Source organism: Paenibacillus favisporus, assembly GCF_040545415.1.
GTDB classification, from domain to species: domain Bacteria; phylum Bacillota; class Bacilli; order Paenibacillales; family Paenibacillaceae; genus Paenibacillus_AQ; species Paenibacillus_AQ favisporus.
Map to the genome: position 1 here is coordinate 185765 of NZ_JBEPLV010000007.1, position 13377 is coordinate 199141.

Here is a 13377-nt window from a genome sequence, read left to right on the forward strand (position 1 = left end):
ACGAGCCGTCAAGACCGGGTTCCCCGCTCCTGACGGCTCGTATCATGTTACAGGCTATTTCTTCCCCATGGGCCTGGAAGCCGCCGGCTCCGCCTTGACCTCAAGGCCCAGCTTGCGGGCGACAAGTCCCGTGGTGCTGGCCTGCAGCAGAATCGTGAGCATGATCGCCATGAACGTCACGGCCGAGATGACATCGGCGTGGGCTACGCCCATGCCGGCGATCATGCCCGAAAGGGCGGCGGGAATGACCCCGGTCTCCCGGACCCACATCATGAACAGCAGCTCGCGCCAGGACCATTTGACCTTGCGGTCGGGCAGGGCGCAGAGCAGAATCGTGATGGGCCGTGCGATGACCATCAGCACCAGGACCGCCGCCAGGCTTGGCCAGAAGTAATCGCCAAGCACCCGGAAGTTGACCTGGCTGCCGAGCAGGATGAAAATCAGCATCCGCATCATGATGCTCGTATTGTCCGCAAACGCTGCGGTCTCCTCCAGCTTATCGTCCATCGACAGCCCGAACGTATCCGCGTTCCCCCAGATCAGCCCGGCCACGAAGGTCGCCATAAATCCGCTGACATGAATCAGGTCCCCTATTAAATAAGAAGAAAGTGCGACGACGATCATCGTGATCGTCGTGTAGTCTTTCAGAACGCCAAGCCGGAAATGGGCAACGAGATACGTAAGAATCATAGATACGACAGCGCCGACGAGAATGCCGCCGACGGCGGTTTTTAAGAAATCCCAGGTCATCGTCCCGATATGTAAGGAACCGCTGCCCGTCACCGCGGCCAGCAGCGCAAAGGTCAGAATCGAGCCGGTCGCGTCGTTGAAGGCAGACTCGCTCTCCACCGTCTCCCGGACCCTTTCCTTGATCTTTACCTGCTTGAACACAGGAATGATCGAAGCGGGGTCGGTCGAGGCAATGACGGCGGCGGCCAGGAAGGCAAAAAGCCAGTCCAGCTCGAACAGGTAATGCACGGCCGTTCCGACGATCAAGGTCGTGACGACGACGCCGGGAACGCTCAGCATGGAGAGTGTGATCCATACCTTCCGCAGCCCGCTCAGCTTCAGGTTCCGGCCGCCGTCAAACAGAATGAGCGCCGAGCCGACGGAGAGGATCAGCTGGTTGATCAGCGAGCTGCTTGCCTCGTTGATCAGATGCAGCCCCTGCCCAAGCAGCATGCCTGCCACGATAAACACAGCAACGTCGGGAAGCCTGAGCCAGGAGGCCAGTCTTCCGGACAGCATGCCGACGGCAATGATAAACAGCAGCAGTATTAAAATGTGATGAATGATTTCGGTCGTCGGGGATTCCATGTCTGTCTCACTTCCAGATTTACGATTTGACGTTCACCGCTTCGCTCTCGAAGCGGTCGATATTGCTGTTAGAGCCGATAATGACCATGATATCCCCCGCATGCAGCTGGTCCATCGCCGTCGGCGCAACGATGATTCCCTCAGGACGATGAAGTGCGACGATGCTGCAACCGTACCGGGCTCTCGTATTGACTTCGCTGAGCGTCTTTCCGTTCAGGCATTGCGGTACGGTCATCTCCACGATGCTGTATTCTTTGGACAGCTCAATGTAATCCAGCAAATTCGGCGTCACGAGCTGATGCGCCACCCGGATGCCCATATCCCGCTCCGGGAAGATCACCCGGTCCACGCCCAGTTTGGACAAGGCTTTGCCGTGCAGCATGGAGATGGCCTTCGCCACCACGGTCTGAACGCCGAGCTCCTTCAGCAGGATTGCGGCAAGGATGCTCATCTGGATATCGTCCCCGATCGCCACGATCCCGCAGTCAAAGTTACGGATTCCCAGCGATTTAAGAACCTCCTCATCGGTTGCATCCGCCACTACGGCGTGAGTCAAATGCTCGCTCATGTCATTGACCACTTCTTCATTAATATCCACCCCAAGCACCTCGTAACCCAAATCCATAAGCTCCATGGCCAGGCTTGAGCCGAACCGCCCCAAACCGATGACGACAAACTGCTGTGTTTTCATTTCTCTCCAGATGCTCCTTATCCCTTAATGTTGATTTTATATATGATGACTTTGACAAAATGGAAACGTTGATTCATCCAAGCCACGGTTACCCGATAATGATTTTGCCTTCGGGATGGCGGTACAGCTCCTTGCCCTTCTTCGGACCGAGCGCATAGGCAAAGGTCAGGGGTCCAAGGCGCCCGGCAAACATCGTCACACAGATCAGGATTTTCCCGATCAAGGACAAATGCGGCGTCAGCCCGAGCGATAATCCTACGGTGCCGAAAGCCGAAGTCGTCTCGTACAGGATCATCAAGAAGCTGCTGTCTTCCGTCGTAGACAGAACCATGGATACGCCGACCACCAGGAACAAGGCCAGGAAGGTAATGGTCAGCGCTTTGAAAATCCGCTCCTGGGCCAAACGGTAACGGTACAGGACGATATCGTCGCGGCCGCGGATCATCGCAATCACCGCACCGACGAGAATGGTGAACGTCGTAGTCTTGATTCCGCCCCCCGTGGAGCCCGGCGAAGCGCCGATAAACATCAGGATGATCGTAAAAAATTGCGACGCCTGGCGCATACTTGCCAGGTCCAGCGTATTCGCCCCGGCCGTCCGCGGCGTAACCGACTGGAACAGTGAGGCGAGAATTTTGCCGCCCCAGTTCAGGGAACCGAGCGTTTTGGGATTCGTGAATTCAAAGATAAAGATGACGACCGCTCCGATCACGATCAGGGCGCCGGTCATGGACAATACCACTTTCGTATGAAGTGACAGCTTCCGGTTTACCCGGTAATCTACCAGGTCGGACATGACGATAAAACCGATACCGCCGGATACGATCAGAAACATCACGACAAAATTGACGAGCGGGTCGTATACAAATCCCGTCAGGCTGTTAAAATGGCCGAACAGGTCGAATCCCGCATTATTGAACATGGACACACCATGAAATATTCCAAAATAGATTGCTTTTCCAAGAGGCATATCGAACGACCACCGGATGGCCAGCAGCAGCGCTCCGCAGCCTTCGATCGCCAACGAAAAAAATATGACTTTCCGGATCAGACGGACGATGCCTTCCATCGTATTCTGATTCATCGCTTCCTGCAGCAGGAGCCGGTCCCGAAGTGAAATCCGGCGCTTGAAAGCCAGGGCGACCAGGGTGGCCATCGTCATAAAGCCGAGTCCCCCGACTTGAATCAGCAGCATGATGACCACCTGGCCGAACGTGCTGAAGTATAGCCCCGTATCTTTGACAACCAAACCGGTCACGCAGGTCGCCGAGGTTGCCGTAAACAAGGCATCAATAAAACTCAGCGGCTTTCCCGTCGTGTTCGAAATCGGCAAGGTGAGCAGTATGGCTCCGATCAAAATAATGGCCGCAAAACCCAGAGTTAATATTTGCGGAGGGGCCAGCCGGAACCACTTCCATTTACCAATCAATACATTCACCTCTTTAAAAAAGTCAAAAGAAAAAAAGCATCGGAAATCCAATGCCTTTCGGTTTGGCTCCTGCATGCACGACGCCTACGAGGTTAGCTGACGGATTCGGGCATGCACAGGTTGCCCTATTCGCGGACGACAAAACCGCCCAACGAAATTCACCCCAAAAAAATGGTTCCCCCGTTTTCAATGAGAAATTCGGCGTTCTTATTCATTTGCATCAAAATTATAATCTTTATTGTGGGACATCACAAAGGCCTTTTTCTGATGAATTGGTTGGAAAACAGCCTGATTCGCAATGCAAGTGGACACGGCCTGCGGTTATCTTCTCTTTTCGATGGCTTTCCTTGATTTTCATCGTTTTTTCACCACTATTTTCAGGGTATACTGGTTTTGGGCGAATCTTCTATGTTATGTTTACCGTACTGTATTGGGGGGAATGGTATCTTTATCACATTCAAGGGGGGATTTCATGGACCGGTTAAACCAGCCGCTGGAAATCAGGGCCAATTATAAATGGCTGGGCATTTTGGGAGTCATCGGCCTTATTTTATTCTTTTTCGTACAAGTGTTTCCGCAGACGAGCTCGGAGACGCTGGAGGGGCAAACGACCAAGGTCATCAGCAAATCGGAGGCGGAAGCAGCCGCCAAAGCGTTTGCCTCGGACCGGTTGAATATTCAAACAGGCATTGCAGATAAGCCGCTTGTCACGTACCAGTCGGAATCGGACCTTTATGGTTATTTATCCAGAGAGAAGCTTCTTACCGAATATAACAAGAAATACGAACCGAAGTATCCTTATGACGTGTTCCGGGTCCGGCTGCCCGAGTCGAGCGATCAGGGATATGTCAATGTAGACGTACATATGAACACGGGCAAGGTCGTCGGGTTCTCCATCACGCCTCCGTATTCCAAGTATGCGGCCGCGATGGCCGAAACGAACGAAACGATGCGCAAGCAGAAACTGAGAATTGTCGAAGGAAACATGACGCTGGAGGATAAAGAGGAAATCGCCTCGTCCTGGCTGCAGAAGCTGGGCTACAACACAAGCTCCTTGAAAGTATCGAGCGGCAAGGATGAGCCCGGATTGATCTATACCGACTCCTCCTCGCAAATTGGAGAATCGCAGCTGGAATTCAAGTTTGCTTTTGAGGATGGGGAGCTTCACTCCTTTCTCCCTGGATTTTCGGTCCCATCCGCTCATACGGCTTATGTAGAGAAGCAGACCAATAGCGCCACAATGCTGACCATGCTGGGATATGGACTGTTTACGATCGTGCTCGGCATTCTCGCCATCATTTACAGTGCGCTGACGCGGCGGTACACATCCTTTGCCCGCGGGCTGTTTTTATCCTTGTTTTATTTTGTTGTCTCATTGCTGACGACTTATAACATGCTGCCGGTGCTGGAAGCGGAAGGCTTCTCCCAGTTCGGGCTGATCGTGGCCATGGTCGTTCAGGTGATCCTGAGCATAGCGATGACGGTGCTCCTGTATTTCTCCCTGGTCGGCGGGGACGGACTATGGCGCAAAGCCGGTTACAACGCCTGGGCCCGCGCCAAAGAGCCAGGATACGGGCGTTACGTGCTCCACAGCATGTTCACCGGGTATTTGTGGGCATTTATCCTAATGGGGGCGCAGTCGGTGATCTATCTCGTCCTGGACCGGACGATCCACAGCTGGTCCACGACGGACGCCTCGCAGTCCCCGTATAACATGCTGTACCCGTGGATGCTGCCGATCATGGCCTGGATGGCCGGCATCTCCGAAGAGGCCGTGTACCGCCTGTTCGGCATTCCGATGCTGAAGAAAATCGTAAGGAACACATTTGTCGCCTGCGTCATTCCGACGCTGATTTGGGCCTTCGGCCATACGCTGTACCCGATCTACCCGATATACACCCGGCCGATCGAGCTCCTGTTCATCGGTCTCCTGTTCTGCTTGATCTTCCTGCGTCACGGCTACATCGCGGTCATGTTCGCCCACGTCGTGTTCGACAGCATCCTGATGAGCTTCAGCTTGTTCAGCATGGGGGATCTGACGAACATTTTGGCGGGCGTGGTCACCTGCGTCATGCCGTTTATCGTCGCCTGGGTCATTTACCTGTTTTACGGCAAAAAGAAGGAGAAGCCGTATGCTACGACTCCTCCTCCTGAAGGGCTGCTATAATTTGTCCGGCGAGCTTATCGCCGATCGAGAGAGGCCGGAAGTCTTCAATCCGGGCCTCTTTTATTTTTTTGAGCGAGCCAAAATGCTTCAGCAGCAGCTTGCGCCGCTTCTCGCCGATGCCTGGGATGGCGTCGAGCTTGGATGCCACCATCGACTTGCCGCGCTGCTCGCGGTGGAAGGTGATGGCGAACCGGTGCACCTCATCCTGGATGCGCTGGAGCAGGTAGAACTCCTGGCTGTCGCGCGGCAGCGAAATCGGCTCGGGCGGATCGCCCACCATCAGCTGCGCGGTCCGGTGCTTGACGTCCTTGACCAGACCGCATACCGGGATGAACAGGCCCAGCTCGTTCTGCAGCACGTCGATTGCGGCGGAAATTTGGCCTTTGCCGCCGTCCACGACAATCAGGTCAGGCAGCTCCAAATTTTCCTTGAGCACGCGCTCGTAGCGTCTGCGGACGACCTCCCGCATCGTATCGTAATCGTCCGGTCCCTGAACCGAACGGATTTTGTACTTCCGGTATTCCTTTTTGTCGGGCTTACCGTCGATAAACACGACCATCGCCGATACCGGATTCGTTCCCTGGATGTTGGAGTTGTCAAACGCCTCGATCCGGTGCAGCGACTCAATGCCAATATACTGGCCGAGGTTCGCGGCAGCCTTAGACGTCCGCTCCTCATCCCGTTCAATCAGGCGGAACTTCTCGTCCAGTGAGACCTTGGCATTCTCTTCCGCCATGGCCACGAGCTGGCGCTTCGTTCCCCGCTGGGGCACCAGCACCTTGATGCCGAGCCATTCCTGCAGGGATGCAGCGCCGCCGCCGGCATCGATCGATTCCCCGGCATCCTCTGGCCGGCTGCTGTCTTCCGCCTCTTCCCCTTTTGGCATGTCAGGCAGCAAAATTTCTTTCGGCAGCGCCGGATTGTCGCTGTAATACTGCGTCACGAAGGACATAAAATCGCTGTACGCCTCGCCATAGAACGGAAAAACAGACGCATGGCGCTGAATCATTTTCCCTTGGCGCATATACAGAATCTGCACGCACATCCAGCCTTTATCCACGGCAAAGCCCAATACGTCGCGGTCTTTCGTGTCCGTCGTCGTAATCTTCTGCTTCTCCATGATCGCTTCAATATTGAGGATCTGGTCGCGCAGCTCCTTCGCCCGTTCAAAATACAGCTCCTCCGCCGCCTCCTGCATCTTGCGCTGGAGCTCCTTCTTAATCTCTTCGTGTCCGCCGCTCAGAAAAGAATTAATTTCCTGGGTAATACGGTCATACTCCTCCTGAGGGACTTCCTTCTCGCAAGGTGCCAGGCATTGGCCCATATGGTAGTACAGGCATACCTCCTTCGGCATGACTCCGCATTTGCGCAGCGGGTACATCCGGTCCAGCAGTTTTTTCGTCTGCTGCGCGGCGTAAGCATTCGGATAAGGGCCGAAATACTTGGCTTTGTCCTTGAGCACGCGGCGGGTCACCTCAAGACGGGGATGCGGCTCATTGGTAATTTTAATATAAGGAAACGTCTTATCGTCCTTCAGCAGGACGTTATATCGCGGCTGATGCGTTTTGATCAGATTACATTCAAGAATGAGTGCTTCAATGTTGCTTCCGGTCACGATATATTCAAAATCCCGGATATCCGCCACCAGGCGCTGCGTCTTGCCGTCATGGCTGCCGGTAAAATAGGAGCGGACCCGGTTCTTCAGCACCTTGGCTTTACCTACATAAATAATCTTGCCATCGGCATTCTTCATTAAATAACAACCGGGCAGATCGGGCAGCAAAGCCAGCTTGTTGCGGATCTTCTCCAGTGCTTTTTCCTGTTCCTGTAATTGCTTTGCAAAATCGTCCATGCCGTATCGGCTCACCTCCCGGTACTTATATTATAGGAGAAAACGGCTGAATACAGCAATATGACCCGGCAAAAGTCGGGGTTTCGTCAAGATAGCCTATTCGGTTACCTTCGGGGCAACCCGCCACTGTGATCCTGTTTTTAATAGTCCCCGCGGGGGAAATTCCCGCCCCGATCACGAAATAAAGCGCCCCCGGAATCATCCGGAGGCGCCTGTCATCGGCCATGCACCAATTATTGGTGTTTAGCGATGATGTTTTTCAGGTTTTCTTTGGAGTTCAGGCCGACCACTTTATCAACCGGTTGACCGTCCTTGAAGAAAATCAAAGTCGGGATGCTCATCACGCCGAAACGGGACGCCGTTTCCGGATTGTCATCCACGTTCAGTTTGGCAATTTTCACGGAGTCTCCGAGCTCGTTAGCCAGGTCTTCCAGAATCGGAGCGATCATTTTGCAAGGACCGCACCACGGTGCCCAAAAATCTACCAGAACCGTACCTTGACCTTCGATTTCAGCGTTAAAGGATTGGTCGGATACATTCACAATTGCCATAATAGGTTTCCTCCTTATAAGAAAAAAATTCGGTGTATTCTGCTTCACAGAAGACAGACCATGTTTAGCGGCTGTACGCAGGGGACGAAAAAACGGCCATGCCGCTTGGTATCCCCCGTAATCGCAAGAGCGCAAATGGACGTCTAAACTGATATGTCTTTGTGGACAGTTTAAGTATAACACATTCCGTCAAGAAATGTGAAACCCTTAATTACAGATTAAACGAAATTCGGGCCCCTTAACCGTTCAGCCACCCTTCCCTGCCCCTATAAGTATTCACCATATATTCTTTACAAATTCTTTGAAGTTTGGGTATACTAATGTTAACTCGGGTTTCTCTGTTCATGAGAAGGCTCATTGACATCAGGCTGAAACCATGATGAGGAGGCATTTGTTCAAATGGATGCAAACGTGCACGCTAACGATCCGCGGAAACACGTGAACGAAGAGCCGCGCAATGATTTAATGGATCTGATGAATGGCTTTGGCGGAATGGCGCTGTTTATGACCGTTCTGTTTGCAGTCATGGTGATCATTAAATTTGTTATTTCCGGCTAATTAGCCCCATAGGGCTTACAAGAAAACCTGGCTTTACCTGTCTTTTGGACAGGTTGGCCAGGTTTTTTTGGCTTATAAACAGTGAGTTTGGTAATGATGCAAAGTGCCGCTTGGCCCGGGTCCTGTTGAAACGGCCCATTATCACTGTCTGCGGCGCTGATTCTCCCCGTGCAAATGCACGACATCGACGAACGGCGCGATACGGTCCATCAGCCGCTGCCCCTTATGCCCTTCTTCGCCGTCTTTGTTCGTGAAGCTCAGATGCCTTTCCAGGCCGTCCAGAGCATAATTTGACGTATAGAAGGTCGGCTTGCGGTTCATCCGGTAATTCAGGATGGAGCCCAGCACGTGGTCGCGTACCCAGGGACTCAAATTTTCGGCGCCGATATCGTCAAAAATGAGCAGATCGCACGCCTTCATCAACTCCACGGTCTCCTTCAGTTTCACGTTATCGCTAAGCATCCCCTTCAGATCCTCCACAAAATCAGGCATGTACACGATAACCCCGGTATGACCGGTAATCGCCAGCTCATGGAGGAGATAGCTCATCAGGAACGTTTTGCCGGTCCCGAACGATCCGTACAGATACAGTCCCTTGTTCGGCAGACCGTTCTCGCGTACGTCCCGGATATACCGGAATACCTGGTTCACCGCCGGAGCCCGGTTCCGGTCCTTGCCCATAATCTCGACCTCGTTATATCCTTCGCTCAATGCACGCTCGTCCACGTAAAAGCTGCGGATCCGCTTCTTGATCTGGTCCTCTTGCTGCTTGGCCGTCTGCAGGGTGCAGGGAACCTTGCGTTCCACCAGCTCCGTAATCCCGTTGACGACCTCCACCTCCAGCTTGCTGTAATGACCCTGAAAATCGTTCGGGCACCGCTCGAGCCCCGGGCAGCGGTCACAGTGCCGCCGGTCGGTTGCAAACTGGTACAGCCGGGTCACGTTCATCCGCAGCAGCGATTCTTCCAGCTCCGGATGCTCCTGCCGCAGCTCCTGTACCGCCGGATCCCTTAGCAGTTCGTCCGCGATCTCCTGCGACCGCTGTATAAAAGATGGCCCTCTCATCTGCTTCAGCAGCTGCCCCAAAGAATCCATGCCGGTTGTCCTCCCCTCTCTTCAGGCGGTTCTATATGCCGCCCTTTTTCTTGCTTGCCTGCATTTCAGCTGCCATACGCAGCATTTCCTCAAACTCTTCCTCGCTGACATCGCCGCCCTGCCCGTCTTCCTGGGCCAGCGGGATATCCGGCTTCATCTTCACCGTTTTGCCGCCGTATGTACGGGTTCTTGCACCGCCGGCTGCTGCGGCCTGCTTTCCCTTGACCTTGGACTGGTCGCGGATGTACTCCACGGCTTTCTCATAGGAGTTGACCTGCTTCAGCAGCATGTTGGAGGCGATGGCCTCGACAAAATTGCGGTTGATCCGCTGGTCGTTCCCGCCTTCGGTCAACAGGGACATCAAGTAGTGGATCAGCACATTGATGACTTCACCCGGCAGCTTGTAGCTGAGGTCGATCTTCTCGAATATATCGATAAAATTGTCCGGCACCGAGCCCGGAAAATAAGTTCTGAGCAGCTTCGTATACGGCTCATTCCGAAGCATCATATTATACTGGTGAATGTCGCATTTGGATTGGAACTGAACCGGAACGTCGACGTAATATTCCATCTGCACGGCATGCTCCAGCGGAGCCTGCTCTTCTTCCGTTTCCGCCTGCCGGAAGGAAATGACCTTCCCCGCGTACACGTCCCGCTGTTCCTGGCGCCGCTTGTCCTGACGGAACTGCAGGCTGGCCTTATGCTGGAACTCGTCGAGCAGAATGTCGCCGTCGGGCCCAAAGATGCCGTCCTCATCGAGCAGGCGGCAAATGTCCTGGACGCTGAGATCGTATTTGCGTCCGACAAAATTGATGACGCCCATCTGCTCATGGTTGAAGCGCAGCCCCTCCACATGCCGGCGGTTGGCGGAATCCCGCGGGAAGCGCAGGATGATATCGGAATAATTCAGCGCCCCTTCCTCATCGAGAACCCGAAGTCCAGGCTGTCTTGACGTGGATACCTCAGACAGCGCCTGTTCCAGCTCGTAATCGATCACATGGGTGTTCAGTTCAAAAATATCGTAAAAGGCCAATGAAATATTTTCTTTATGGACGGACGATGATCCGGCATACTCTTCCGGTTCCTTCGACCACAGCTCCTCGCGCAGCGACAGGACGGCAAATTTGCCGATCTTATCGCGCAGCAGCAGCGTCAAATGCTGTGTATTAAAGAACTCCGACGGCGAGAGTGGTGCCTGGAGCTCGTATTCGTACATGTAATCTTCCTGCTCGGGCACGTAAATCCGGCAGGATTGCAGCAGCCCCACCGCTTCCAGACGGGAAGCCTGCTCAATCAGATATTTGCGTCCCTTCTCGCTCGGCTCAAGCCCAAGCGACAGGAAAATGCGCCGCTGCTGTTCAACCCGGGAGTAGCCCAGCTTCTCTGCCGGGATATGCTGAAACAGCAGGTGGTATAAGCTGATGGCAAATGCCCCGACCATGGGCTGGTATACGGAGCTGAGCATTCGGTTGTCGAGGCTGCTTAAACCAAAATCACGGAACACGCAGTACCGGTGGTTTTCGGTAAAATGCAGCAGGCTCTTCATATGCATAATCTATGCTCCCTCCCATCGATTCGTAGACTTTCTCTATTCTATCACAAAAGGGTCCGCTTCTTCTCCGTTTTTCGACAAGTCTTTCATCCCCAAATGAATCCAGTTTGCGACATCGGTGATGACCTCCTCAGGCACATTGCCGGGCAGCTTGTACTCCTCACCGGTCGAGTTCTTACTATAATATATATACATATGATTAAGTCCCGGATATGACTTAAAGGCTACGTCTTTTCGTTGGCTCAGCGCACTTCTCCACACCTTGAGGCTCGGCGGAGGGACCTGCACGTCATTCTCCCCCTGGAGGATGTACATCGGGACGTTCTGATTTCTGGCGAGCAGCGGCCCGCTGTAGTTTCTGAAATCGAACCACCAATACGCGTTCGGCAGCGGAAAATGTTCCGGCAGATGCTCCTTCGAATAACCGGGGTCCTTCAGCAGCGCGACGGCTTTTTCCCATGTATCCACCTGCTTTTGCAGACGGGCCAGCTTCTCATCCGAAGCTCCCTCTTCTTCCGCCCGCTCCAATATTCCCCGGTACTGCATCAGCATCAGGTCCTCCAGCGGTCCGGATGGGGCGGACATCACGACCGCGCCGGCGATATGCTTGCCCGCATCCGAAGCGATGATGCGCGGGACAAGCATCCCGCCTTGGCTGTGGCCGAGCACATAAATCTGCCGCGGATCGATCCTTGGATCGGCGGCCAGCAGGGCAGCGGCGCTGACGGCATCGTCAACCGTCTCCTCCTGAACGGTAAAGGACGGGGTGGCGGAACGAAGCGGGTATTCCCGCGTCCGCTTTTCGTAGCGGAGCACCGCAATCCCTTCGCCGGCCAACCCCACCGCCAGGTCCCTGAACAGCTTGCCTCCCCCGGAAGACTCGTCCCGGTCATTGGGTCCGGAGCCGTGAACGAGCACAAGCGCGGGAACCTTCTCCTGAACGTTCCGGGGGAGCGTCAGCGTGCCTGGAAGGAGCAGAGGGCTCTGGCCGACCTGCACTTCTTCCTCCGTGTACTTTTCCGGGTAGTCATAGGCGGGTGCCCGATAGCTGCTGGTCACATTTTCGATCCAGGCGATATCGTCCAGCAACCCCTCCGGGCTGAACCGGAGCTCCATGCCGAACGTCTCTCCTTTTGGCGTCTGGTAGACCAGGCGGGCGTTGCTGCGTACGGAATCCGTATAGGCTTCGGCATGCAGCAGGCTCCAGTCGAGGCCGTACAGCTTTTCCAGCCGTTCTTCGTACTTTGGAAGCGACGAAGGCGGATAAGCATCCGATAAGGATGCATCCATCATCCGTCCCGCCTCTTCCCATTTCCCATGGCGCAGCAGGGTCATCCAGTAGATCGCTCGCCCCTTCCAGTCATCCGGATCGAGGGACCAGCGATGGTCCGCCCAAGTTCCCCGGATGCCCAAAGCCCCGGTAAACGATTGGAGCGGCACGAGCAGCGCTCCTCCGCCGTCCGTCACCGCGGTACGCGCAAGTTCATACGGCGCTTGGTCCAACAAGGACTGCTTGCTGCCGGGCGTGATTTTCCAGCGGGTTTTGCCGAGCGAGACCTGAACCCGCTTGTCCGTCCCGTCCCACAGCACCTTGGCGCCCAGCGCCTCAGCCGCTGTCCGGAGCGGAATCATCATCTGCTCTCCCGCGGACGCCGCCATCGCGTTTGGTAACGAAGCTCCCCCCATCAGCCCGGCGGCAAGCACCAGACCCAATGCTTTTCTCCACATCCATCCGTCCCCCCATCATTCAACCCTTCAGCGCCGGGATAGCGCAAAACAGCCCCCCGGGTGGAGAGCTGTTTCGAAATCGGCCGGTTGCCGGCCTAGAACATTTTAAATCCGCTTCTGCGAAGCTTCTGGATGGACCAGCCGCTGATGACCGCACCTGCCAGTCCGGCTACCCCCGTTAAATAGTCGACTACGCGAAAAGACTCCAAGTGACTGAGCAGCGACATTTGGCTGCGGTCCCATAAAGAGTATACGACCACCGGTAAAATAACGATGACAAACAAATAGCAAGGGAACCAGGTCGTTTTCATTAACATATTCAAAATAAAGCCGATGCCGAACATCATGACAAAAAATAACACCATCAGCACGAGAACGGGTATAAATTGCATCTCAGCCAAGTCACCTCTTCTTTTGTTTCGCCCCGCTAAAACGGA

11 protein-coding genes and 1 riboswitch are annotated in these 13377 nt (G+C 54.4%); of the genes, 2 read left to right on the forward strand and 9 right to left on the reverse strand.

All coding sequences use genetic code 11. The features are described from left to right. Window positions 1-54: 54 nt before the first annotated feature. From ABID47_RS27180 to ABID47_RS27190, 3 genes are all read right to left on the reverse strand, one after another. Window positions 55-1317 (reverse strand): cation:proton antiporter, encoded by a 1263-nt coding sequence (locus ABID47_RS27180; protein WP_354501462.1) that lies wholly within the window; start codon window positions 1315-1317, stop codon window positions 55-57. A gap of 19 nt (window positions 1318-1336) precedes the next feature. Then, window positions 1337-2008, reverse strand: a complete 672-nt coding sequence (locus ABID47_RS27185) for a potassium channel family protein (protein WP_116234128.1) — start codon at window positions 2006-2008, stop codon at window positions 1337-1339. An 88-nt stretch (window positions 2009-2096) separates the two neighbouring features. Further along, the gene (locus tag ABID47_RS27190; protein WP_251679019.1) at window positions 2097-3437 is read right to left on the reverse strand and encodes a TrkH family potassium uptake protein; all 1341 of its coding nucleotides are present in this window, start codon (window positions 3435-3437) and stop codon (window positions 2097-2099) included. 67 nt (window positions 3438-3504) lie between these two features. Beyond that, window positions 3505-3651: riboswitch (cyclic di-AMP (ydaO/yuaA leader) on the reverse strand. Between the two features lie 258 nt (window positions 3652-3909). On the opposite strand from ABID47_RS27190, the gene ABID47_RS27195 reads away from it, so the two are divergent. After that, window positions 3910-5604 (forward strand): CPBP family intramembrane glutamic endopeptidase, encoded by a 1695-nt coding sequence (locus ABID47_RS27195; protein ID WP_354501465.1) that lies wholly within the window; start codon window positions 3910-3912, stop codon window positions 5602-5604. Here the strand turns inward: ABID47_RS27195 and uvrC are convergent. Beyond that, a complete protein-coding gene (gene uvrC / locus ABID47_RS27200; RefSeq protein ID WP_354501467.1) occupies window positions 5573-7456 on the reverse strand; it encodes an excinuclease ABC subunit UvrC in 1884 nt (627 codons plus the stop codon). The genes ABID47_RS27195 and uvrC overlap by 32 nt on opposite strands. Before the next feature lie 233 nt (window positions 7457-7689). Continuing rightward, window positions 7690-8007: a thioredoxin gene (gene trxA, locus ABID47_RS27205; protein ID WP_076174051.1), complete on the reverse strand. Its 318-nt coding sequence runs from the start codon at window positions 8005-8007 to the stop codon at window positions 7690-7692. A gap of 399 nt (window positions 8008-8406) precedes the next feature. Between trxA and ABID47_RS27210 the strand changes: the two genes are divergently transcribed. After that, window positions 8407-8565 carry a YqzM family protein gene (locus ABID47_RS27210; RefSeq protein ID WP_089548459.1) on the forward strand — a complete coding sequence of 53 codons (159 nt, stop codon included), beginning with the start codon at window positions 8407-8409 and terminating at the stop codon, window positions 8563-8565. Window positions 8566-8706: 141 nt separating this feature from the next. Here the strand turns inward: ABID47_RS27210 and dnaI are convergent, their stop codons facing one another. From dnaI to ABID47_RS27230, 4 genes are all read right to left on the reverse strand, one after another. Next, window positions 8707-9660, reverse strand: coding sequence for a primosomal protein DnaI (gene dnaI, locus ABID47_RS27215; RefSeq protein ID WP_354501469.1), 954 nt, complete (start codon window positions 9658-9660; stop codon window positions 8707-8709). A gap of 31 nt (window positions 9661-9691) precedes the next feature. Next, entirely contained in the window at window positions 9692-11212 is a 1521-nt protein-coding gene (locus ABID47_RS27220; RefSeq protein WP_145029324.1) for a replication initiation and membrane attachment family protein, read from the reverse strand. Window positions 11213-11248: 36 nt separating this feature from the next. After that, window positions 11249-12940 carry an alpha/beta hydrolase family protein gene (locus ABID47_RS27225; protein WP_354501471.1) on the reverse strand — a complete coding sequence of 564 codons (1692 nt, stop codon included), beginning with the start codon at window positions 12938-12940 and terminating at the stop codon, window positions 11249-11251. A 95-nt stretch (window positions 12941-13035) separates the two neighbouring features. Continuing rightward, complete coding sequence (locus tag ABID47_RS27230) at window positions 13036-13332, reverse strand: YuiB family protein (RefSeq protein WP_076174042.1); 297 nt, start codon at window positions 13330-13332, stop codon at window positions 13036-13038. Between the last annotated feature and the right edge of the window lie 45 nt (window positions 13333-13377).

Coding starts and splice junctions, on each gene's coding strand:
- ABID47_RS27180 (WP_354501462.1), bottom strand. CDS start 1,317: ATGGAATCCCCGACGACCGAAATCATTCATCACATTTTAATACTGCTG.
- ABID47_RS27185 (WP_116234128.1), bottom strand. CDS start 2,008: ATGAAAACACAGCAGTTTGTCGTCATCGGTTTGGGGCGGTTCGGCTCA.
- ABID47_RS27195 (WP_354501465.1), top strand. CDS start 3,910: ATGGACCGGTTAAACCAGCCGCTGGAAATCAGGGCCAATTATAAATGG.
- uvrC (WP_354501467.1), bottom strand. CDS start 7,456: ATGGACGATTTTGCAAAGCAATTACAGGAACAGGAAAAAGCACTGGAG.
- trxA (WP_076174051.1), bottom strand. CDS start 8,007: ATGGCAATTGTGAATGTATCCGACCAATCCTTTAACGCTGAAATCGAA.
- ABID47_RS27210 (WP_089548459.1), top strand. CDS start 8,407: ATGGATGCAAACGTGCACGCTAACGATCCGCGGAAACACGTGAACGAA.
- dnaI (WP_354501469.1), bottom strand. CDS start 9,660: ATGGATTCTTTGGGGCAGCTGCTGAAGCAGATGAGAGGGCCATCTTTT.
- ABID47_RS27220 (WP_145029324.1), bottom strand. CDS start 11,212: ATGCATATGAAGAGCCTGCTGCATTTTACCGAAAACCACCGGTACTGC.
- ABID47_RS27225 (WP_354501471.1), bottom strand. CDS start 12,940: ATGTGGAGAAAAGCATTGGGTCTGGTGCTTGCCGCCGGGCTGATGGGG.
- ABID47_RS27230 (WP_076174042.1), bottom strand. CDS start 13,332: ATGCAATTTATACCCGTTCTCGTGCTGATGGTGTTATTTTTTGTCATG.